Origin of the sequence: Marinomonas sp. BSi20584 (assembly GCF_002792415.1) — a bacterium.
Classification (GTDB): Bacteria; Pseudomonadota; Gammaproteobacteria; order Pseudomonadales; family Marinomonadaceae; genus Marinomonas; species Marinomonas polaris.
The window spans coordinates 19,351-41,874 of record NZ_KZ454884.1 but is presented as its reverse complement, the minus strand read 5'-3'; the positions used below and the strand labels follow the sequence as shown (position 1 = coordinate 41,874).

21 protein-coding genes are annotated in these 22,524 nt (G+C 43.3%); 9 read left to right on the top strand and 12 right to left on the bottom strand.

The annotated features are described in order from the left end of the window. Positions 1-203: 203 nt before the first annotated feature. Genes TY87_RS15010 through TY87_RS14995 form a run of 4 tightly spaced genes read left to right on the top strand, consistent with a single transcriptional unit; the run spans position 204 to position 7,252 of the window. Entirely contained in the window at positions 204-2,135 is a 1,932-nt protein-coding gene (locus TY87_RS15010; RefSeq protein ID WP_100187689.1) for an ATP-binding cassette domain-containing protein, read from the top strand. A 3-nt stretch (positions 2,136-2,138) separates the two neighbouring features. After that, positions 2,139-2,747 (top strand): DUF2760 domain-containing protein, encoded by a 609-nt coding sequence (locus TY87_RS15005; protein ID WP_100187688.1) that lies wholly within the window; start codon positions 2,139-2,141, stop codon positions 2,745-2,747. A gap of 3 nt (positions 2,748-2,750) precedes the next feature. After that, the gene (locus TY87_RS15000; protein ID WP_100187687.1) at positions 2,751-4,529 is read left to right on the top strand and encodes an Hsp70 family protein; all 1,779 of its coding nucleotides are present in this window, start codon (positions 2,751-2,753) and stop codon (positions 4,527-4,529) included. A gap of 2 nt (positions 4,530-4,531) precedes the next feature. Then, positions 4,532-7,252, top strand: coding sequence for a hsp70 family protein (locus TY87_RS14995; protein WP_100187686.1), 2,721 nt, complete (start codon positions 4,532-4,534; stop codon positions 7,250-7,252). A gap of 50 nt (positions 7,253-7,302) precedes the next feature. Here TY87_RS14995 and TY87_RS14990 read toward each other — a convergent pair whose 3' ends face one another. The 7 genes from TY87_RS14990 to TY87_RS14965 all read right to left on the bottom strand — a co-directional run bounded on the left by TY87_RS14990 (position 7,303) and on the right by TY87_RS14965 (position 13,881). Further along, positions 7,303-8,136: an ABC transporter ATP-binding protein gene (locus tag TY87_RS14990; protein ID WP_100187685.1), complete on the bottom strand. Its 834-nt coding sequence runs from the start codon at positions 8,134-8,136 to the stop codon at positions 7,303-7,305. Continuing rightward, complete coding sequence (locus tag TY87_RS14985; RefSeq protein ID WP_072839193.1) at positions 8,133-9,218, bottom strand: FecCD family ABC transporter permease; 1,086 nt, start codon at positions 9,216-9,218, stop codon at positions 8,133-8,135. Before TY87_RS14985 ends, TY87_RS14990 begins: the two co-directional genes overlap by 4 nt. Continuing rightward, positions 9,215-10,234 (bottom strand): FecCD family ABC transporter permease, encoded by a 1,020-nt coding sequence (locus TY87_RS14980; protein WP_072839192.1) that lies wholly within the window; start codon positions 10,232-10,234, stop codon positions 9,215-9,217. The genes TY87_RS14985 and TY87_RS14980 overlap by 4 nt, the downstream gene beginning before the upstream one ends. Positions 10,235-10,239: 5 nt before the next feature. After that, a complete protein-coding gene (locus TY87_RS14975) occupies positions 10,240-11,181 on the bottom strand; it encodes an ABC transporter substrate-binding protein (protein WP_100187684.1) in 942 nt (313 codons plus the stop codon). 266 nt (positions 11,182-11,447) lie between these two features. Next, complete coding sequence (locus TY87_RS14970; RefSeq protein ID WP_100187683.1) at positions 11,448-12,317, bottom strand: lipase family protein; 870 nt, start codon at positions 12,315-12,317, stop codon at positions 11,448-11,450. A 155-nt stretch (positions 12,318-12,472) separates the two neighbouring features. Then, complete coding sequence (locus TY87_RS22495; protein WP_157789903.1) at positions 12,473-12,628, bottom strand: hypothetical protein; 156 nt, start codon at positions 12,626-12,628, stop codon at positions 12,473-12,475. A 335-nt stretch (positions 12,629-12,963) separates the two neighbouring features. After that, on the bottom strand, positions 12,964-13,881 hold the full coding sequence (locus TY87_RS14965) for a ParB/Srx family N-terminal domain-containing protein (protein WP_100187682.1): 918 nt from the start codon (positions 13,879-13,881) through the stop codon (positions 12,964-12,966). Between the two features lie 197 nt (positions 13,882-14,078). On the opposite strand from TY87_RS14965, the gene TY87_RS14960 reads away from it, so the two are divergent. Then, entirely contained in the window at positions 14,079-14,543 is a 465-nt protein-coding gene (locus TY87_RS14960; RefSeq protein WP_100187681.1) for a GNAT family N-acetyltransferase, read from the top strand. Between the two features lie 84 nt (positions 14,544-14,627). Here TY87_RS14960 and TY87_RS14955 read toward each other — a convergent pair whose 3' ends face one another. After that, on the bottom strand, positions 14,628-15,686 hold the full coding sequence (locus tag TY87_RS14955) for a 2,3-butanediol dehydrogenase (RefSeq protein ID WP_100187680.1): 1,059 nt from the start codon (positions 15,684-15,686) through the stop codon (positions 14,628-14,630). Positions 15,687-16,022: 336 nt separating this feature from the next. Between TY87_RS14955 and TY87_RS14950 the strand changes: the two genes are divergently transcribed. Beyond that, entirely contained in the window at positions 16,023-16,634 is a 612-nt protein-coding gene (locus tag TY87_RS14950; protein WP_072839186.1) for a MarC family protein, read from the top strand. 30 nt (positions 16,635-16,664) lie between these two features. Here TY87_RS14950 and TY87_RS14945 read toward each other — a convergent pair whose 3' ends face one another. Both TY87_RS14945 and TY87_RS14940 read right to left on the bottom strand, forming a co-directional pair. After that, positions 16,665-17,150, bottom strand: a complete 486-nt coding sequence (locus TY87_RS14945) for a putative 4-hydroxy-4-methyl-2-oxoglutarate aldolase (RefSeq protein ID WP_072839185.1) — start codon at positions 17,148-17,150, stop codon at positions 16,665-16,667. Between the two features lie 101 nt (positions 17,151-17,251). Then, positions 17,252-17,767, bottom strand: a complete 516-nt coding sequence (locus tag TY87_RS14940; protein ID WP_072839184.1) for a hypothetical protein — start codon at positions 17,765-17,767, stop codon at positions 17,252-17,254. A gap of 37 nt (positions 17,768-17,804) precedes the next feature. Here TY87_RS14940 and TY87_RS14935 point away from each other — a divergent pair, with 37 nt between their 5' ends. The 3 genes from TY87_RS14935 (at position 17,805) to efpL (ending at position 20,070) form a co-directional block, all read left to right on the top strand. Further along, positions 17,805-18,959 carry a M14 family metallopeptidase gene (locus tag TY87_RS14935; RefSeq protein WP_100187679.1) on the top strand — a complete coding sequence of 385 codons (1,155 nt, stop codon included), beginning with the start codon at positions 17,805-17,807 and terminating at the stop codon, positions 18,957-18,959. Positions 18,960-18,962: 3 nt separating this feature from the next. Further along, positions 18,963-19,325 carry a nucleotide pyrophosphohydrolase gene (locus TY87_RS14930; RefSeq protein WP_072839182.1) on the top strand — a complete coding sequence of 121 codons (363 nt, stop codon included), beginning with the start codon at positions 18,963-18,965 and terminating at the stop codon, positions 19,323-19,325. A gap of 172 nt (positions 19,326-19,497) precedes the next feature. Continuing rightward, positions 19,498-20,070: an elongation factor P-like protein EfpL gene (efpL, locus tag TY87_RS14925; protein ID WP_072839181.1), complete on the top strand. Its 573-nt coding sequence runs from the start codon at positions 19,498-19,500 to the stop codon at positions 20,068-20,070. Between the two features lie 88 nt (positions 20,071-20,158). Here the strand turns inward: efpL and trmJ are convergent, their stop codons facing one another. Continuing rightward, on the bottom strand, positions 20,159-20,941 hold the full coding sequence (gene trmJ, locus TY87_RS14920) for a tRNA (cytosine(32)/uridine(32)-2'-O)-methyltransferase TrmJ (RefSeq protein ID WP_072839180.1): 783 nt from the start codon (positions 20,939-20,941) through the stop codon (positions 20,159-20,161). A gap of 185 nt (positions 20,942-21,126) precedes the next feature. Further along, positions 21,127-22,440, bottom strand: coding sequence for a J domain-containing protein (locus TY87_RS14915; protein WP_100187678.1), 1,314 nt, complete (start codon positions 22,438-22,440; stop codon positions 21,127-21,129). Positions 22,441-22,524: the final 84 nt, after the last annotated feature.

Here is a 22,524-nt window from a genome sequence, read left to right as displayed (position 1 = left end):
AATGAGGAAGGAAGAAGTTTTGTTTAAACCTTGTAAAGAGAATAGCGAGATTAAATTGTTGTTTTCTGAGTGAAGTTGCTAAAAAAAATTTCTGAGCGTAAAAAAGCGTTTCTTTTTAATCACTAGTCACGTCTATTTGATGAACCTTCGCTTAGAAGGATGATACTATACTGCCACAAAATTTTTACTTTATATGGATAGATATGAGTCTATTGTCGTTAGAACAGATCAGTGTTGCTTTTGGGCATAATCCGCTGCTGTCAAAAATCAGTTTTTCAGCAGAAGCTGGAGAGCGTGTTGCAATTATCGGTCGTAACGGTGCAGGTAAATCTACACTGTTAAAAGTCATTTCAGGTGAGCAAATTGCCGATGAAGGTATGGTTCGTCTAGAAGGTGGCATGACCATCGGACAGTTACCGCAAGAACTGCCTGATGCAAATGAAAAAACCGTACGTGAAGTGGTCAGTGAAGGTGCTGGTGAAGCACATTCATTAATGACTCGTTACTTTAAATTATTAGAAGATTTCGAGAATGACCATTCAAATGAGTTAGGTGATATTCAGACAGAGTTAGACAAAATTCAAGGTTGGGATTTAGAGCAGCGTGTGAATCACATGATTCAGCGTTTGGCTTTGCCTGCTGACAAATTGATGTCCGAGCTTTCTGGTGGTTGGCGCCGTCGTGTTATTTTAGCGCAGGCGTTAATTTCCAATCCAGATGTGTTGCTACTAGACGAGCCAACTAACCATTTGGACGTTCCGACCATCGAATGGATGGAGCAACAGCTGCAGCAATTTCGTGGTTTGATCTTGTTTATTACCCATGACCGTCGCTTCTTAGAGAAATTGGCTAACCGTATCATCGAACTTGATCGCGGTAATTTGATTTCCTTCAGCGGTAATATTACTGCGTTTCTTGCCTTTAAAGAAAAAATGCTCGAAGAAGAAGAGCGCGCAAACGCCTTGTTCGACAAACGTTTGGCCGAAGAAGAAGTATGGATTCGTCAGGGAATTAAAGCGCGTCGTACTCGTAATGAAGGCCGAGTTCGTGCTTTGAAAGCATTACGTGAAGAACGTTCTGAACGTATTAATCGTCAAGGCAATGCGAAAATGGCGATTGAGACTAAAGATAAGTCTGGCAAGCTGGTGGCGGAATTCACCCAAGTTGGTCATTCCTTTGAAGACAAGGTTATCCTGCAACCAATGGATTTTGTGGTGAACCGTGGCGACCGAATTGGTCTGATTGGCCCAAATGGTTGTGGTAAAAGTACCTTCCTAAAAATTCTGTTAGGAGATCTAGAGCCTGAGACAGGTTCGGTTCGTCAAGGTACCAAACTTAACGTGGCGTATTTTGATCAGCTACGTGAGCAACTTGATCCAGAACAAACCGTTGCTGAAAACGTTGGCGAAGGCAAAGACGTTATCGAAATCAATGGCCAGAACAAACACGTTATCGGTTATCTTGGCGATTTCCTTTTCCCACCTGAGCGTGCTCGTACTCCAGTAAAAGCCTTGTCTGGTGGTGAGCGAAATCGTGTGTTGCTGGCGAAATTATTTACTCGTCCAGCTAACCTTTTGATCATGGATGAGCCAACCAACGACCTTGATGTAGAAACATTGGAGCTGCTTGAAGAGCTACTGATGAACTACGATGGTACCTTGTTATTGGTAAGTCATGACCGTGCTTTCCTAGATAACGTTGTAACCAGTGTTATTGCTTTTGAAGGCGAAGGCCGAGTGAAAGAATACGTTGGTGGCTATCAAGATTGGATTCGTCAAGGTGGTAAATTCCCAACAGAATCTACTTCCCAAACAGATGACGCCCCAAGCAAAAAAGAAAAAGCCAAAGCAGAAGCAAAAAAAGCGGAGGAGGCTAGCCAGAAATCTACTGTGCAAGCCAAACCAAAGGCCAAGCTAAGCTATAAAATTCAGCGCGAATTTGATGATATGCCAGCGACCATTGCGAAGTTGGAAGAAGAAATTGCGGCTTTGCATGTAACAACCAGCGCAGCAGAATTTTATGCTGGTGATGCGGATAAAGTTCAAAAAACCTTAGCAAAGTTAGCGCATAAAGAAGAAGAGCTTGAAACAACCATGGAGCGTTGGTTAGAGCTTGAAGAGATGCAAAACGGGTAAATTATGACGAATAAAATAAAACCAGTTTCATTTGTACCGCGCTTCTTTGGCGCATTTGGTCAGTTTTTTAAATACATGGGGAGCGGCGACTATGCCGCTCGCTGTGACACGGTTGGTCAAGGCGAGCAATTTGCCTTTGAAGTTGAACCAAAAGTCATTACAGAAGAAGTCGAAGTGATTCGTGAAATCGAAGTCGCTGCGCCTGTGTTAGATACGGTCAACGCTGACGGTGCACATCAGTTACTACAACTATTGCAACAAGAAGCTCGTTTTATCGACTTCATTCAAGAAAGTATCGATGATTACAGTGATGCGGATGTGGGGGCGGCATCTCGCCAAATCCACGCAGGTTGTTCGAAAGTATTGAAGCAACACTTTACTATTGATGTTGTATCTATCGACGTAGTGAACACCGCTGCGGAAAACAGCCGCGTAGAAGTACCATCAGGTTATGATGCAAAACAGATCAAACTGGAAGGTCGAGTGGAAGGCGATGGCCCATACGCGGGCACGCTGATTCACCCCGGTTGGAAAGTAACCGAAACGCGTCTTCCAAAAGTAACCAATACTGAAAGCCTGAACATTCTAGCGCCAGCTGAAATCGAGGTATAACTCATGAGTCAATATTTTATTGGTATCGACCTAGGTACCACGCATTCGGCTGTCTATTATTCGTCATCTAATCAAGCTGAAGCAGAAACGAATCAAGTAGGGCGCATTCAACAATTGGCCATTCCGCAGTTTATTGCGGCAGGCCAAGTGGGTGCTCGTCCTTTATTACCTTCGTTTGTGTATATTCCCCATAAAACTGAATTCTTAGAAAGCGATCTGCAATTGCCTTGGGGCAAAGCGCCTTCGATTGTGGGTCAGTTGGCTCGTGAGTTGGGGGCAAAATCCTCTGGACGATTGGTGCAAAGTGCTAAAAGTTGGTTGTGCCATTCGCGCGTTAGTGCTGATGAAGCGGTTTTACCTGTTGATGCATTGGAAGAGGTCGAAAAAGTCTCTCCAGCGCAAGTTACGGAAACGCTGTTAGCGCATTTAGTCAGTGCTTGGACAAACCAATTTCCTAATGCGCCGATTGCTGAGCAAACCGTAGTCATCACAGTGCCAGCCTCATTTGATCCCGCCGCTCGTGCTATTACCGAGCAAGCAGCGGAAAAAGTTGGCTTACGTGCTCGTTTAATCGAAGAGCCATTAGCCGCGTTTTACGCATGGTTGAGTGACCAACAGAATTGGGCAGATAGCCTAGACGTCAATGAACAGATTTTAGTGATCGACGTTGGTGGCGGCACGACGGATTTGTCGTTAATTCAAGCGGTCGAAAAAGAGGGCGCCCTTGGTCTAGAGCGCGTGGCAGTTGGTCGTCATATTTTACTTGGTGGCGATAATATGGATTTGACGCTGACCTATCATTTGGCCGCTCAGTTGGCACAAAACGGAACCAACCTTGAGCCTTGGCAAATTAGCGGTTTAACCCAAGCCTGCCGTGAAGCGAAAGAGCGATTGCTATCGAATACCGAGTTAGAGGAAGTCAGTGTTGTTGTGCCAAGTCGCGGTCGTAGCTTGTTCAATAACAGCATCAAAGCGACCTTGACGCAAAACGATGTGCAGCAGCTTTTGATTGATGGTTTCTTCCCGCAAGTGCAGTTAGGTGAGCAAGCTCAAAAAACAGCACGCAGTGGTTTTAGTGCGATCAATTTGGATTACGAAGGTGATCCAGCGATTACTCGTCATATTAGTGAGTTTTTAGCTCAACATGATGTGAAGCCAACGAAGATCTTGTTAAACGGCGGCGTGTTTAACGCCAATGTGATTCGTAGCACGCTTGAAGCTCGATTGGCTGCAATGCTTTCTGAGTCGTTGAGCGGTAGAGAATTAACCATGTTGACACCATCTCATTTGGATCACGCGGTTGCCAAAGGCGCGACTTACTATGCCCAAGTGCAAGCGGAAGGCGGCGTTAAAGTAAAAAGTGGTTTAGCGGCCAATTATTACATTGGTGTCGCTAGCCCAATGCCGGCGATTCCGGGCATGGCACCACCTGTCGATGCTATCTGTGTTGCACCTTTTGGTTTGGAGGAAGGCTCTGAAGAGCAAATGCTGCCGAATGAGTTTTCGCTTATCGTTGGTGAAAGCGTGACCTTCCGTTTCTTCCAATCAAAAAACAGTGAAGAGCAATCTGTCGGTAAAGTTATTGCGTCTTTTTCGGTTGCGCAACTTGATGAATTGAATCCTTTGTCGGTTCGTTTGGATGCGGGTCATTATCAAGCAGGCGACATGGTGCGAGTATATTTGACTGCTCGTGTTACTGAATTAGGATTGTTGCTATTGCAAGCACACGATACCCAATCTGACCTAAGTTGGACAATTGAGTTTCAAGTTAGGGAAGCATAACCATGACACAGCCAGCTTTTCATTCTGCTTATCGAGTTGGGATTGATTTAGGGACGACCAACTGTGTCGTCTCTTACATTCCAATATCGAAGTATTCGACTTCAAATATGCCAGCTTTGCTGCTCATTCCGCAAGTGATGGCGGATGGCTCGGTACAAGAGTTTACTTATTTGCCGAGTGCAATTTACGTTTTGGCGTCGGATGAAATTGGAAAAATTGATCCAGTTTTGCCCTGGCGTCACCATGATAAAGAACGAATCGTTGGTGTTGGAGCGTTAGCTTTAGGCCAGCGTCGAGCTGGGCAATTGGTACAAAGTGCGAAAAGCTGGTTGAGCCATCGTCAGGTAGATCGTCGTTCGCCGATTTTGCCTTGGGCGAGCGAATTTTCTAAAAAGCTCAGCCCACTCGAGGCGAGTAAAATTCTTTTATTGCATATTAGGCAGAGCTGGAATCATCGCTTTGCTGATGCACCGTTAGAATCTCAAACCATCGCGTTAACCTTGCCTGCATCCTTTGATGAAGAAGCGCGAGCCTTAACCTTGGAGGCTGCTAAACAGGCTGGTCTAAACGATTTATATCTTCTTGAAGAGCCGCAAGCGGCTTGTTATCACTACATTAGCGATGACGAAAAACTCGCCGCGTTAGCCGATAAAAAAATGCTCTTGGTGGTCGATATTGGCGGTGGCACTAGTGACTTTAGTTTGGTTGCTATTCAGCCTACATCAGCCAAGGCGAAAAGCGTTTCGCTTAAACGAATCGCGGTAGGTGAGCATCTATTGCTTGGTGGTGATAACCTTGATCAAGCCTTGGCGTTTCAGTTAGATCCTAAGCAGATATCTACGTTATCTGCTACGCGTTTAGCGGCTTTGGTCCAGCAAACCCGTCAGGCCAAAGAAACCTTATTAGGTAAAGACGCACCGGAATCGTTAAGTATCACCGTACTTGGTGGTGGTAGTCGTTTAATCGGTGGTTCGCAAAAATTTGATGTATCAAGAGAAACCTTATTGGAACAAATTCGTAGTGGATTTTTTCCTTTGGTTAATCAGGATGAAAAGGTGCAAAAGAGCGATTACGCCATGCATACCTTGGGCTTGCCTTATGAGTCAGATCCTGCGTTTACACGACATTTAGCGGCATTTTTACAGCAACATAAAGCAGTAATCGAAGCGGCAACAGGCTCTACCATGCCGGATGCGGTGTTGTTTAACGGCGGTTTATTTAACAGTCCTGTGTTAAAAGCTCGTTTACTAGAACAGCTGAATACTTGGTCTTCTAAGCCTATACTTGCTTGTTCTGCAGACGAACCTAACGATGCGGTTGCCAAAGGTGCAGCCATGTATTTGAACGCTTTGGCGGGAGAAAGTACTCGTATTGAAAGCGGTGTGGCGCACAGTTTGTATTTAAAAGTTGGCGAGGATCAATTCGTCGGTATCTTGCCAAAAGGCACCTTAAAAGGCGAAACTATTCGCTTAGAACAAGAGTTCTTTGTCACCCTTGGTCAACAAGTACAGTTCCCTTTGTATCGATCCGACGATCATATTGATTGTGGGGTTGGCAAAGTGCGTGATCAAGAGGGATTGCACTATATTTCTACCTTGATGACAGAACTGGACGGCTCCATTGATTCCCAAGAAACAGCGGTAACGCTATCGGTACAAATGACCGAAGTGGGTGTGTTGCAAGTGGTGTTAAACGCGAACAACCAGAAAGACCAATGGCGTTTAGATTTTTCAACCCAAGTCAGTTCTTCGCAAGAGTCTGAGCAATCCGATGACAGTGGTTTACTGCATGCCAATATGGGACAAGCAGAAGAACATTTAGCGAAGTGCTTTTCTAGCGCGGGTCAAAAGCAAAATCCGGACTTGGTAAAATCTCTTAAGCAGGATTTGGATCAGTTACTGGGTAATCGTGATGATTGGAACCTTACCACTTCGCGACGTTTGGTCGATAAGCTTTTAAGTCTTAAATCTGGTCGAACCAAAAGCGCTCAACATGAACGTCAATGGTTGCAGCTTATGGGCTATTGTTTGCGCCCAGGTTTCGGTGCGGCGGATGATTTGGCTCGTGTGCAGCAAGTGGTAAATGCCACTAAAGCCGGTGCTCAGTTCGATACGGCGCCAGTTTGGGGGCAATATTGGACCTTATATCGCCGTATTGCTGGCGGCTTATCGACAGAACAACAGACACACTTGTTCAAACAATTTAGCCAATATTATTCGCCAACAGGGCAAAGATCACGAGATAAAATGAAAGCGCTAACGACCAAGTCTAGTGATGATTTGATTCGTTTGGTTGGTGCGTTGGAAGGTTTGTCGAATGAAGATAAAGTCACAACGATTGATTGGTTGTTGAAGCGTTTGCAAAAGACCTCTGAGCCGGACACAGCTTGGTGGACGATAGGGCGAATTGCCTCACGCCATCTATTGTCTGGCAAGCAAGAGCAAAGAATTGCTGAAGAAAAACTGTTTCCGATCCTAGAAGTTACGCTAAAAGAAGATTGGAAAAAGCGTAAGCAAGCAGGACTTGCAGCTGTTTTGATGAGCCAGGTCAGCGTTGGTGAATCCGACAAACTCAGCGCGTTGCGCAAGAAAGTGGCCAATAAACTCAATAAAGACAAATGCCCAGCCCAATGGCTTGAGCGTTTGGAAAGCCAGATTGAGATTAACAGCGACGAGCTAAATGCATTAGTCGGGGAGAGTTTACCGATTGGATTACGCTTGTAGTTACGTGACAAACAGATCTGATTTTCAGATCTGTTTGTCTCATTCCTTATTTAGCTTCTGACTCGTTTCATATTAATTAGAATGGGGCTGCCAGTCATTGGATCTGGAATTAGGTCGCATTCAACACCATATAATTCACGAACAAGCTCTTTGGTCATCACGTCTTTTGGGCTGCCTTGGGTAATGATCTCGCCTTTTTTCATCGCAATTATATGATCAGAATATCGGCAAGCGCTTGGTAAGTCATGGACTACCATGGCGAGAGTTTTGCCTTGTCTTGATAAATTACGTATGAGCTCGAAGACTTCAATCTGATGCCCTAAATCCAGCGCAGACGTAGGCTCATCCAACAATAGCAAAGGCGTTTCTTGGGCAATCGACATGGCGATCCAAGCACGTTGGCGTTGTCCACCAGATAGCGTGTCTAGTAATCGATCTTTAAGCCCTTCTAAATCGGCAGCATTTAAAGCGTAGTTGATGGCTTGTTGGTCATCCATAGCCCATTGTTTTAGTAGACTTTGGTGGGGGTGGCGGCCAAAGCGAATCAATTCTTCAATGGTAATGCCATCTGGCGCTAAAGTGTCTTGTGGTAATAGTGCGAGTCGTCTAGCGACCTCTTTGGAAGGTAGAGAATGAATATCTTTACCGTCTAATAGAACAACACCTGAACTGGGTGAATGAACACGAGATAAGCCATTCAACAAGGTGGATTTGCCACAGCCATTTGGCCCAACGATGGCTGTTACTTTCCCATCTGGAAGAGAAACATCTAGATTTTCAATAATGCTGGCTTTGCCATGTTTTAAGGTGAGCCTTTCAGCCCCGAGACGAGCTAAGTTGTTTATTTCAGATGTCTGTTTAAATTGTAGAGACGTGGCCGTCATAACGAAGTCCTTGAAGTGCGTCGTACAAGTATCCAAATTAAGTAAGGACCGCCTATAACGGCAGTTACAATACCAACTGGTAGTTCAATTGGGGATAACACAGTTCTACCAAATAGATCGGCGAGAATCATCACCAAAGCGCCAGCGAGCGCAGAGCTTATCAACGGAATGCCACGATAACGAGCCAGAACTCGAGCGATCTCAGGGCCAATCAAGGCAATTAAGCCGACAGGTCCAGCTACCGCAACCGCAAGCCCCGTTAGTGTGATACATAAGATTAAAGCGACGATTCGGATGTATTTGATGTTTGCGCCAAGACCCATAATCACTTGGTCAGAAAAGGGCATCAAGGCAAACTGTGAAGCAAAAAGTAAGCAAGCCACTAAACAGATGACTAGACCAATGCCAAGTATACTAACCATCATTGGGTCTCGAGCACTCAAGCTACCAACCGTCCAAGGATAGGCGCTGTTTGCCACATCGATACTGACTTGGCTTAATAGCAATTGCGTTACAGCGCCAGCAATAGCGCCAATGCCAATACCGGCGACAATGAAACGATAGCCTCGTGTGCCACTGCCGCCAGCTAGGCCAAACGCCAATGCTGTCGCCGTAGCAGCACCTGCCAACGCCATAACAGAAGGCGCGAGTGAAATCCCCATACCAACCACTGACGACACTGCGAATGCCATCGCGGCGTTATCTATGCCAATTATGCCTGGTGTTGCTAAGCGGTTTCTCGCCATAGTTTGCATTAGACATCCTGCTAAACTAAAAGCAGCACCAGTAAATAAAGCGGCTAATAAGCGCGGTAAGCGTAAGTCTTGCACGATAAACTGACTCATTGCATTACCGTGGCCAAATAATACTGCAATGACTTCTTTTGGCGATATTGGCATGGTGCCAATACCAAGTGTTGCTACACAAGCTATCGCCAACAGAATTAATAACCAAACATTACGGATAATCGCTTGTTTCTCAATCAATATAGTCATGTGACGACCTAGAGACAATAAGCGATGACCATTTGGTGCTGTAGTAATTTCTTCGTTATTAGGAAGTGAGAGACTTTGATTTATCATAAGGTAGGCATTCTTCTAGATCGCACAATCAACAGTAGTACCGGGGCCCCAATAATCGCGGTCAGCACTCCTAATGGCATTTCTGCTGGTTGAGCAACAAGGCGTGATACAACATCTGCAGAAATTACAATAATTGGCCCTAGAGGTAAGCATAACCATAGAGTACGGCGAATATCAGGTCCCACTAAGGCGCGTGCGGCGAAAGGCACAACGAGGCCAATAAAGGCGACAGGTCCGGCAATTGCGGTTGCGCCACCTACTAACAAAGCAACAGCGACGATAACTACAGCGCGAACTCGCTGAGGTTTATGGCCAAGTCCTATAGCAACGCGTTCCCCAAGTGCTAGGGAAGCTAATGGCTTCGCTGTATATAAAATGCAAATTATCGCAATCAGCATGGAAGGCAAAACTGAAAATAGGGTATTAGTGTCTCGACCAGCGACGCTGCCTGTTACCCAAAAGCGAATTTCATCGGCGGCTCTTTGGTCAAATAGTAACAATAGAGAAGTTACAGCGAGTAACAGACTTGAAAGCGCGGCTCCAGCCAGCACTAAGCGAATTGGGTCGTTTTGTTGTCCTTGCATTCGAGCGACACCAAGCACACACAAACAGCCTAACAAAGCGCCAAACTGGGCAACACCAACAGTTAAAGTTGCCGTGCTGGCACCTAGTACCAAAGTAATTGCAACGGCAAGGGAGCTTCCAGCACTAACGCCAAGTAAACCAGGCTCAGCCAATGGATTGCGTGCTACAGCCTGCATTAAAGCACCAGCAATACCAAGTGTTAAACCGACAAATAAACCGATCAGTGTTCTGTTGGCGCGTAAATGAAATACGGTGAATTGAGTATCTGCGGAACCATTACCTAATAGTGTTTGAAAGGAGGCTTGGAGGCTTAACCCTCCAGCACCAAACAATAAACTGCAGAAACAGCAAAGTGCCAGCACAAAAAGTGCTGACACAAAAACACTAAACAATGGGCGTTGTGCAGGAGGAATATAGAACCAACTAATCATTTAGGTTATTTAATCTTGTTATTAATAATATTTTGAATGTCATCAAGAATGGCGTGGGCAGCAAGTGGACCAGCGGCGCTCGTCCATAACTGACCATTTACTGCGATAACTTTATCTTCTTTCACAACATTAAGACGTGAGAAAGAGGGCGATGTCTTGGCTGCTTCAAGTGCATCTTTACCTTCAGTGTTGAGTGTTGCCAAGAACAACCAGTTACTGTCGACTTTAGATAAATTTTCTAAGCTAAGAGGGCTGCTATGAGGACGGCCTTCTTTTATCACACCTGCATCGTTGATGATGAACCCAGCCGCTGCGAGAACATCGGTAGAGAAAATTTGTGATGACATAACGATAGGACCTTGAGGCATCCAGCGCGCTAATGTTGCAGAGCGCTCATTTTTTGGTAGCTTTGCAGTAATGACATCTTTCAGAGCGTTTTCACGATCTTTTATGTCGCTGAGGATGGTATTCATTTGTTCGTCTTTGTTTAACGCTTGCGCATACACTTTAGCAACTTTAATCCAGTTGTCAGATACCATTCCTGGTGAAATAGGGACAATGGTTGGTGCAATTTTTGACAGAATATTGTATTGATCCTGAGGCAAATATGCAGACGCTAAAATCAAATCTGGACGTTGTGCAGCAATAGCTTCAAGATTGTTTTGACGAGAAGTGCCTACCATATTAACGCCACTCGCGCGTTTTTGAATATATTCAGCTACAGAATCTCCACCACGAGTCGCAATAGCTCCTAGAGGTTTCACACCCAGAGCAATTGCGCTGTCTAGAGCATCTTCGGATAATGTTACTATGCGTTTCACATCGTCGTTAACTTTCACTTCGCCATATTTTGTAATGACACTATGTTCGCCAGCAAAAACACTGAACGATGTTGTAATGCAGGCACATAGCAAGATTTTTTTAAAAGAGAGGCGATTAAGCAACATAACGGATTCCTTTGATTTGAATATCTACAGCAGCTTTAATGGGGCATTGTTGAAAAACAAGTAATCAAGAATACTTGAAGCGCTTGGTAGGCTAATAAACTATGCTAATGATAACGCTTCTTATTATTCTTTTTAACTGTTTATATTCAATTAGATGTGACGAAATGCGCAACGTGACGTTTTATAAATCGCGTTGCCTTTTCTGATGTTGGAGAGTTGATTAGATGTTGCTTGCTAGTTAGCTAAATAGGCCAGCATAGAAAAGGCTAGTCGAATGAATAGCCGAATAGACTAATATCGGTTTTATAAGGGATTTCTTTCGGTGAGGCTTGTAGTTGCTCTATTAAGCTCAGATACGTCGCCATTTGATGTGCCAATAGATTCTTATCGCTTGGAATCGACGTGGTGAATTTTGTGGCTCTTAGCATACTTTTTACGCCATTAGTTTGGGTGAATTCTTTACTACCTAATAAAATTACTTCTTCGCCCATATGCCAAAAAATATCTAAATCTCTAATTTGCATCGGGCTAATAGGCGGAACCAAAGGAACGATATCGTTAAGCGTTACCACTCTGATTAGAGGTAAGTCATCGAATTTGTTTGCGCCTGTGACATTGGTGACTTTCGGCTGGCCAAAGGTAATTACTTGTTTCACAGGGTAGCCATCTTTTTGTAAATACATAGCCAATATGACAGCAATAGCGCCACCTAAACTGTGTCCAGTTAGTTGGATTGGCTGGTTTTTGACTAGAAAAGGTTTGATGTCCTCGTAAACGGCTTTTGCACCAGAGCCAAAACCTTGATGCAGTTTTATATCAAGAATAGTGTCTGACTTTAACTCAAGATCTAAATCCAACATGGCATTTTCTAAATTCGCCGTGCCTCGAATGGCAATGGTCTGAACGCCATTGGCACGACTTAAAAAATAACTGACTTGAGACAAAGGAATTAAAGACTGATGCACTAATATTTGGTCTTGTTCTTGCAGACGTTTTTCGAGCGTATTGGCATCTAGATAGGTATCATCTGATAATTTGGCTTGAATTTTTATAATGGCAAAATCGGGTGCAGAAAACGCCAATTGGAAAGGCATAACAATAAGAATACACAGTAAAATGAGCTTGTTTTTTAACATGAGGAAATAAAAGCAACATAGTAAATAGGGAAGCGCAGAGTACTAAAAAATAGCTTTTACTAACAGCAGTTTATCGTGGGCTGATAGCTTTGGTAAGTAGGAACACTGCTTACCAAAGTATCGAAGAGGAAGAGGCGGCACTAAAATTATAAAAACTATAAGTCGCAACCACTCCAATTAATACGTCTAACGCCATCAATGTTAAAGGTTGATAGTGTGTAGAAGTTACCTTTCATCATATATACCGCATAAGCGCGAGCCAGTGCTTTTTTGACTTTTTGTAGCGTGTCTTTTATTACAATTTTTTGCATGGTATTTTCCTCTTCAGGTTGCTTGATGCACTGATAATAGAGGCACAAATTCTGCTCAACAAACGACGTATTTTCACTGAAATGATGAAATAAATTCACTAATTTTGACGCTGTTATAAAACAGTTAAATTAGAGCTAAATTACCGATAAATAGAAGGTTTTTTGCATATTATATTCATAAATATAATGGACTGTGATGCATTTGAGGATGTTGAAGGTTTAATGTTCTGACCGATTGGATATATATGTTGAAATGCATCAAACATTGTTATGGCGCTTCTGTCAAAAAAAGACTGAGAAGAAGCGCCAAGGGTTCTACAAAAGACAGTTTTATCTTATAGATCGCTCTTATATTGCAGCATAAATGTTGCTTTGCCTTTTTGTGCATCAAACAATTTATCTAGATTTTTTTCATTGAAGCTATCGAACTGCCCCATCTCTTTTGTCGATTTTCCTGAACCACCTACATTGTCGCTTTTCATGGCAACTAAATAATGGCTAACGTCAGAGACCGCTTGGCGATAGCCATCTGTTGTGGCTAAGTCATACTTATCGAGATCAATCCCTTTTCGTAGTTCTCGTGACCAGTAGAACTCCAGAAAAGGCACTGGTGCTGCTGGTTTATCCCAAGCAATATCTCGTGAAAAATACATAAGTGAGCGGTATTTATCGTTTTCGAAATGTTCCATTCCAAGTGATGTTGGTAAAGTTTTATAAGAAATGGTATTGCCTGTACTGTTTTGTAGCCAAGTATTGCCATCCGCTATCATCACGTTCCAGAATTGACTCATATTGGTTAGATTACGATAATCTTTGGCGACAACGACATTTATTTTAAATTGCTCTCCGCCGCCTTGCATGTGCCAAAATGCATTAAAAGTATGGTGTCCATCTGTTAAGTAGTAATGGCCGTTAGGAGCAATCACAATGGTTTTCATGTCTTTAAGGTGCGAACCTATTGGTTCATCGCATTGAAAGCTTGTGGCATCGTTTGGTGTTGAGTTTGTATCGAAATGCGCCAAGCCCTTTTGGCCATTTGCCTCACAGATTTCATCAAATTTTTTCTTACTATCCAGCTTATAGCGTCCCAATTTGTAATACACCTGATCATATCCAATCGATGGTTGAGTAGGGATCAAATCACGAAGCGTTACTTGAGTTACCTTACCGGCGTATAACGTCTCGGCATTGGCAAACGTAGAGACAATAAGCAATACAGCGGAAATAAGCGGTAACAGAGCTTTAAATTTCATTAAATAGTTCCTTAGGGCTCAATTCGAAACGGGCATTCTACAAAACTATTATGACATTAATGTTTTGATGGTCGTTTTTGCAATACTATTGAAGCTGTTGTTTACACATCTACGTTTTATTTTTCTGCGACTAATGCGTATTAAAAAGTTTATGCTTTTTTAGATAGCTGAAAAAGTTCGATTTTTTAGGAAAAAATATGATCAAAATTCGTCAATATCAAGCTAAGGATGCAAAGGCTCTTTGGCATTTATTTTTCAATACGGTTCGTGCTGTGAATGCTCGGGATTATGCTCAAGCTCAGGTCGAAGCTTGGGCGCCAGAGTCTTTTGATATGACTGTTTGGCAAAACAAAATGAATGATATTCAACCTTTTGTCGCTGAGTTGGATTGTGTGGTTGTTGGCTATTGCGACTTACAGCCTGATGGTTTGATAGATCATTTTTTTTGCCATCATGAATATCAAGGTCAAGGATTTGGAAGGGCGTTGATGAATCATATTTTATCCTTAGCAGATGAACGAGACGCTTCTCGCCTTTATTCTCATGTGAGTATTACTGCTAGACCTTTCTTTGAGCACTTTGGTTTTTCGGTTATGAATGAGCAGAGAATATCTTTACGTGGGCAAGAGTTGACTAACTTCGTGATGGAAAGAAGGTTTTAATAAACACTTAGAGCGCTTATTTGCCGTCTTGTTATTGAAAAAAAGAGAATGGTATCGGGTATAAGCCGATACCATTCGGTGGTTTTAAGGACGAACAATAATTTTCACAGCGGATTCATTGTTGTGAATTAAGGTATCGAACCCTTGAGAAATCAGGTCATCTAATTCTATTCTTTGAGTAATAAAAGGCTCTAAGTTTACCTTGCCTTCTTCAACCAGTTTAATGGTTTCTGCATGGTTGTTTACATAAGCAATCGTACCGCGAATATCCAGTTCTTTCATGACAACACTATGAACATTGACTGTAGCTGGATGACTCCAAATGGAGACAATCACAATTGTCCCTGTCGCTCTGGTGCTTTCAACCAAGGTATCTAAAACCTTGTTGTTACTGGTGCATTCGAAAGAAACATCTACACCACGTTTTTCCGTAATCTTCATTACCTCGTCTGTGACGTTCACTTCAGTTGGATCTAAAATGTAATCCGCTACGCCTGTGTCGAGAGCTTTTTCTTTTCGCTTCGCACTTAGCTCTGTCATGATGACAGTAATGCCTTTTGCTTTTAAAACTGCTGATAACAATAAACCGATAGGGCCACCGCCGCCAACTAGCGCAACATCACCAGCTTTTGCTCCACTGCGGACAAACGCATGGTAGCCAACGGCCAACGGTTCAATTAAAGCAGCTTGATCCAATGGAATTGAATTAGCAATAGGATGAACCCAACGGCGTTTCACGGCAATTTTTTCGGATAAACCACCACCACAACCACCAAGACCAATAAAGTTCATATTCTTAGAAAGATGGTAATTTTCACCCGGTCCAGTAGGCACATCATCGGCAATAATATAAGGCTCCACTACCACATGTTGGCCGATTTTAATATCTTCCACGCCTTCACCTACAGCGTAAACAACACCTGAAAACTCATGCCCCATGGTCACTGGTGCAGACTCTCCTGAAATAGGGTGCGGATGGCCACAAGGCGGAATAAAGATTGGTCCTTCCATGAACTCATGTAGATCCGTACCGCAGATGCCACACCAGGCAACATCAATGCCTACCGTACCAGGTTCAACACTAGGCTCTGGAATATCCTCAATACGGATATCACCTCTATCGTAAAAACGAGCAGCTTTCATTTGGCTTTCCTTGTGTTTGATTAAAAAAATGACTAGATAAAACTACTTAGCACACTAAAGGATGTCAAATTGAATGATCAGAATCGCACTGATCACTGACAATTATCAATTAATTTGAATTAGAAGCTCTGAAGATTGCAGTGCGGATATCAATGCGCCATAAAAGAGTTGATTAATTCGCTATTACAAGATCTTTCTCTGAGAATATTGATGTTTTGCTGGTGAACGAATGAAGGGGATTAGAACGAAAAGCCAAATAGCATCAGCTATCACCACAAGTTGTAATGCGTTAAACTACGCGCCCACAATTTTCTGTAACACTAGCCTGAGTATCAAATGAGCGCTGAGTTTTCTATTTTATCTGCCACTTTGTTGTTTTTGTTTGTTATCGATCCGTTCGGTAATATTCCTATTTTGTTGTCTGTAATGAAGGGTGTTCCGCAGAAACGTCAATATCAAATCGTGGTGCGAGATGGTTTGATTGGCTTGCTTATTCTGGTTTGTTTCTTGTTTTTCGGTGCGGAGTTTTTGGCGCTGTTGCATTTGGAAACGGAATCCATTTCGATTGCCGGTGGTGTTGTATTGTTCGTTATTGCATTGAAAATGATTTTTCCTTCGCCTTATACGAAAGACGCTGGTCCAGTGATGGAGCCGTTCATAGTGCCGATTTCTATTCCTATGCTGGCAGGACCGTCTACTTTAGCGACGTTATTGGTGATGGTTAAGAGCTACCCAAACGATCAGCAAGACTTACTTATTTCCGTTGGTGCAGCGTGGGGGATTTCTGTGGTCATTTTGGCTATGGCTCCTTTGTTGAACCGAGTATTGAGAGAGAAAGGCTTGGCTGCACTAGAACGTTTGATGGGTATGTTGCTGCTGATGATGTCAGTACAGATGCTCGTGAACGGTGTGCGTAGTTTGTTCACGCACACGTTAGCTTCATTGTAGTTGGATCCATTAGCTGAACCATTAACCCTTCTATGGAAGGGCTAATGGTTGTTTGGATACGACGATACCATTTAGGTCGCAATAAATATAATCCCCTTGGGCGATCGTCATACCCGCAAAGCGAAGTGTTTTTCCTAGATCGCCCAAGCCGCGTTTTTCCGTTGGCATTGGGTGCGCGCATAAAGCGTGAATGCCAATGTTTAGTTGTGATTGAGCTGCTATGTCACGAATTGCTCCGTTTATCACAAATCCTTCCCAGCCATTATTGACCGCTTTTTCAGCCAGCATATCGCCAAGCAAGGCGCGTCGTTTACTGCCACCGCCATCAATGACCATGACTTTTCCTTTGCCATTTTCAGCGACTAATTCCCTTACTCGACTATTGTCTTCAAAACAGGATACGGTCACGACTTCACCATAGAAATGAGTGCGTTTTCCATAAGAGATAAAAATAGGCTCAGCGATTTGTAGCTTTTCTGGGTACAAATCGCAAAGGTCAGGGAGAAGGTCTTTCATGTTGGCACCTACTTAGAATCAAAGAGTATGTCTTCGACTCTAAGTAGGTGAGTGTTAAATAGCCAGTGGTTCTGGTGGATATTCAGTATTCAGTGATGTGATTAGTCTTCTATTGCCGGGATGTCGTTAGGATCGATTAGGCCGTGTTCTACTGCGATTTGTAGCAGCTGAATGACAAGTTCATCTGGCGGCAGTAGGTGTAAAGGCGTTGTTTGGCCTTGTTCTGCTACGGCGTCGTCTAGGTCAACGTCACGTTCTTGAAACCAAGAGTGAATGCTTTGTACTTCGAAACTTGGCTCTAAGCCTTTTATATCGTAAGTAGCTTCGACTAAAAGACTAAGTGACTCAGGCTCAAGAGCGTAAATCACATCAGTATCAAATTCATTGATCCATTCTGCTAAGATATCGCTGGCTTCAAAGCCAAATTCGTAGAGTTGTTGTTCATCAAGGTCGTGTGCGTTAGGCTCGATACGATGGTTTTCTAGCCACTCGTCGTCAGGGATCACTAGCACTTCTTTGACTTGTGCTTCGTGAGTCGACCACGTGAAAAGTAATGGGAAAGCTGGCTCGTCTGAAGAGTTGGCGACAGCCGTCATGAATATAGGTAAACTTGCCATAATTTAGAACCAATGTTTGATTGTTAAGGAAGAATAAATGACCAGCCGAATCAAGATCAGTAGTGCGTTTGATGGCGGTAACATCTCCGTTATTAATGCTTCGGAGCCGGACAATATTAGAGTAAAGATCCCTAATGATACAAACTCTAAATTTTTGCAGTGGTTTTATTTTCGTTTACAAGGCGGAATGGGTGAGCAATGTGTCATCCATTTTGAGAACGCCAACGATGCCGCTTACCCAGATGGCTGGGTAGATTACCAAGCGGTAGCGTCTTACGACCGCGAGTATTGGTTCCGAGTACCTACCGAATACGTGGATGGTAAATTGGTGATTACTCATCAACCAGAACAAGACAGTGTGTATTATGCTTATTTCGCACCTTACAGTTACGAGCGTCATTTGGATATGATTGCTTGGGCTGCCAGCAATGAAGATTGTATTACTGATCATTTGGGCGAAACGGCTGAAGGTCGTGATATCACTTTGTTGGAGATTAGCAAAACCCAAGGGCTAGCAAAAAACATTTGGATTATTGCTCGCCAGCATCCTGGTGAAACAATGGCTGAATGGTTTATCGAAGGTTTACTTGAGCGTTTGTTTGATGAGTCTCACCCGATTGCACGCTCGCTTTTAAAGCAATGTCGTTTTTATGTTGTACCAAATATGAATCCAGACGGTGCTGTGCATGGTAATTTGCGTGTGAATTCCAAAGGTGTAAACCTGAACCGTGAATGGAAGAACCCAACGGCAGAATTCAGTCCAGAAGTGTTAGCTGTACAAAAGAAAATGGCTGAAACGGGCGTTGATTTATTCTTGGATATTCATGGTGACGAAGCTTTGCCAGTTAACTTTGTGGATGGTTGCCAAGGCGTACCGTCGTTTGATGCTCGCATGGAAGCGATGGAAACCTTGTTTAAAGATGTCTTTACGGCTGTTAGTCCTGATTTTCAGACTGAGATCGGTTATACACCATCACAATTTGGTGAAGCGAATTTAACCGTGGCAACCAAGTGGGTAGGGGAAACGTATAAGTGTTTGTCTTTCACCCTAGAAATGCCGTTTAAAGATAACAAAAACTTGCCTGATGATGTTGTTGGTTGGTCTCCAGAGCGGGCGAAAATTCTGGGTGCTGATGTCTTGTACCCAATTCATCAAGTGATTATGAGTGCTCACATGAAGGCAAATGATTGATTTATGTCTGCTACAAATAACGACACCTTAGAGTTATTAAAACTCGCCATGCGCCAATTTGCACAAGAGAGAGAATGGGAGCAATTCCACTCTCCTAAAAACTTGTCGATGGCGTTGGCGGGCGAGACGGCTGAATTATTGGACTGCTTTCGTTGGCTAACAGAAGAGCAATCTTATCAGTTGGATAATAAGCAGATGTTTGCGGTGAAAGATGAGCTAGCGGATGTGTTGCTTTTTACTGTTCGTCTGGCCGATAAACTGAACGTCGATCTGTTAAGCGCAGCACAACAAAAAATCGCTAAAAATGCCGAGCGTTATCCAGTCGAAAAAGTGAAAGGTAATGCGAAAAAATACAATCAGTATTAGCTTTTAGCTGTTAATACTTCTATTTGTAGCCATTTTTCGTTAATTGTAAGGTAAATCTTGATTTAGTGTCTAGCGAACTTGGGCAAACTGGATTAGGATCTGGCATTCGAAATTGCAATGAATTTAATACCCATATTTATTTTTATAAAACGTAATTTTAGGACGAAGAAAAATGCCTAAGGCAAGTGAAATCAAAAAGAATATTGCTATCAGCTATGACAATAAAACGTACATAGTAAAGGACATTGAGCGATCTGTACCACAGGGTCGCGCAGGCGGTAGTCTTTATCGTATGCGTATGTACGACGTGGTAACTGGCCGTAAATTGGATGAAACGTTCAAAGATTCCGATATGATCGATCTTGCCGATCTTGTTCGTCGTCAAGTGATGTTTTCTTATTCTGATGGCGATGAATTTGTGTTTATGGATAACGAAGACTACACGCCTTACAGTTTGAACAAGAGTGCTGTTGAAGAAGAGATTCTTTTTGTTAACGAAGAGACAGTGGGTATTCAGGTCGTTTTGGTTAACGAAGTGCCTGTTGTTATTGAGTTGCCAACTAACGTTGAGCTAGAAGTTATCGAAACAGATCCTTCAATCAAAGGCGCGTCTGCGACTTCTCGTAACAAACCCGCTAAATTGTCTACTGGCGCGATTATCCAAGTGCCTGAGCATATTTCTACCGGTGACCGTATCAAGGTCAACGTAGAAGAACGTAAGTTTGCGGGCCGTGCGGAGAAGTAATACTTCCAACACTTTGCCAAAAATATAAAATGCAGCCAATTGGCTGCATTTTATATTTTAGACATTAGGTAAAAGAAGGGGTTGGTGCTTAATCTTTTTTAGCCGCTTCTTTTAATGCGTCTTTGGCCTTTTTCTCTGGATGGTTGTTTGCTTCTGTCAGTCCAGCTTCGCGTTGTACCGCAGCCAACACTCCGCGTAAAATTCCTAATTCTTGTTTCTCTGGACGAGAGCGATTAAAAAAGCGATGCAACTTATCTAGAACCTTGCCTGGATGGCTACGGATGATGAAGTTGATACCATAAAGTGTTTCTTCTAAATGTTCGTAGAAAAGATCCATGTCTTTTTTATGTGGATATTCTGGCGTTTCTTTTTTGTAGTTTTCTTTGTTTTGATTTGCCATCCAGATTTCATAAGCGACAATTTGTACCGCTTGTGAAATATTTAATACCGGATATTCATCATTGGCGTCGATATAAACTTGGCGATGACATTGAGCAATTTCATCGTTTAATAAGCCTGTGGTCTCACGGCCAAAAACAATAGCAACATTATGATCAACGGCTTCTGGAATTACGCTTTCGGCGCATTCACGAGCATTCATAATAGGAAGCTGAAAAGTGCGATGACGGGCGCTTGTGCCAATGACAAGACTACAGTCTGCGATGGCTTCTTCTAATGTAGAAACGATGGTGGCATTTTCAAGCAGATCAACAGCACCGGCAGCGCGGCTGGTGGCTTCTTCTGATGGGTAGTCATTTGGGTCAACTAAATAAAGGTTGGTTAGTCCCATATTCTTCATCGCTCTGGCAATGGCGCCGACGTTGCCAGGATGAAAAGTGTTGATTAGTACGATTCGGATGTTACTTAGCATGGGTCGTGAAGTACTCTGGGTTGTTTGTCTCTTAGAGACCTTTGCACGGCTACTGTGCTCGCCAATACTTTGTTAAAAATAGACTCAAAATGCTCATTTATAACTCATAAACTCTGCTTTCTCGTGTATTTTTGCCTCGTCTTGGCTTCGCTCGTGACTTCGTGCAAAGGTCTTCAATAGTCAGATTATGGCTTTAGCGTGAGTGACTGCTCAGTGCTGGCAAAATCGACATTGTCTAAGATGACTTTGGTTGTGTCATTAAAGAGGAATTGGTTACAGGCGTGATGATACAGGGAACCTGTCTCTAACACCAACCGGTAGTTGCCTCTGGGGATGTAATTGGCTGCGTATGCTTGTTTTCCATACAAGTAGATAGAAAAGGGCGCTTGTCCGTCATAGGACTCGAAGGTGAGCATGCTGTGCTCGGGTAATTGGTTCAAAATGCGCAAACGGCTACTTCCGTCAGCCACACCAATTAACTCGCCATGCTGAGGTGCAGCACCGGGCTGGCCAAAGCAACCGGTTTGAAGTGCGTGTTGAATACTACCAAAGCCAATATTTTTTGTTTGCACCCATCCATTCATGCCGTTGTAACGGACAGTCAACCAGTTGCCTTGCGATTTAATACTTTGCAGATCTGATTGAGTTGGGATGGTTTGCAAGATGGCGCTGGATACATCTGGCTCTGCATAAAGCGTGGTGTCGGCTAAGGTGTAACTTATTCCAACACGAAACTGGGGATATAAGCCACTGATGTAGGTGGCTACTTTTTGCTCGGAGGCTGTTTCCTGCTTGGATGATTGCCAATACAGCGTGCTGTAAATGCCAGCAGCAAAACAAGCGATATAGGTAGCAGCGCGAAATGCAGCCTTTGCTGCGTCTAATTTAATCGGTTGGCTAACTGGTTCGTTATAGAACGACTGTGTGGATTGTGTAGATTGTGTGTATTCTTCTTCATCGTCCACAAAGGATTGGTAAGGTGGTATATCTGGTTTTTCGCCGCTTTGGTTGTCTGTATAGCTGTAGCCTTGTGAAGTAAAGTTTTTGGATGCCTTGAAGGCTTCTTCGTAAAGGGCTTTAACGCGTTTTTCATTTATGGTATTACGTGCTGCTTTGATAGCGTCATTACGTGTTTTTTCATGGTGAGCGTTGTTGCGCTTCATTTCTTCGTAGGCACGTTGTCGCTCTTTGACAAAGGCTTCCTGTTCTTTGTCTGTGGCGGTCGAAAAATTCGTATAACGGTTTTTGGCGCCAGAGCTTTGTGTGTTTTCTTTGGTAAAGGTAAAAGGTTTCCAGTCGTTGACTTGCGCACCTTGGCGAATGGCGTTGGTAACATTTTCGTAAGCAGCCTGAAGACGCTGAAAAAGCTCCGTTGTGTCTTTATCAGGATTTTTATCAGGATGATAGCGCCTTGCCAAACGTCTAAACGCGGTTTTTGCTTCCTGCTCGCTGGCGGTGGTTGGGATCTCCAGCAGTTGATAATCGTCTATTAGGCTCATGCGATGTTAGCTATTAACCGTGTTTTTGTGGTGAGTGGATTCTGATGTCATTAATGTTTACAGCATTATGCACGATTTGTTGGC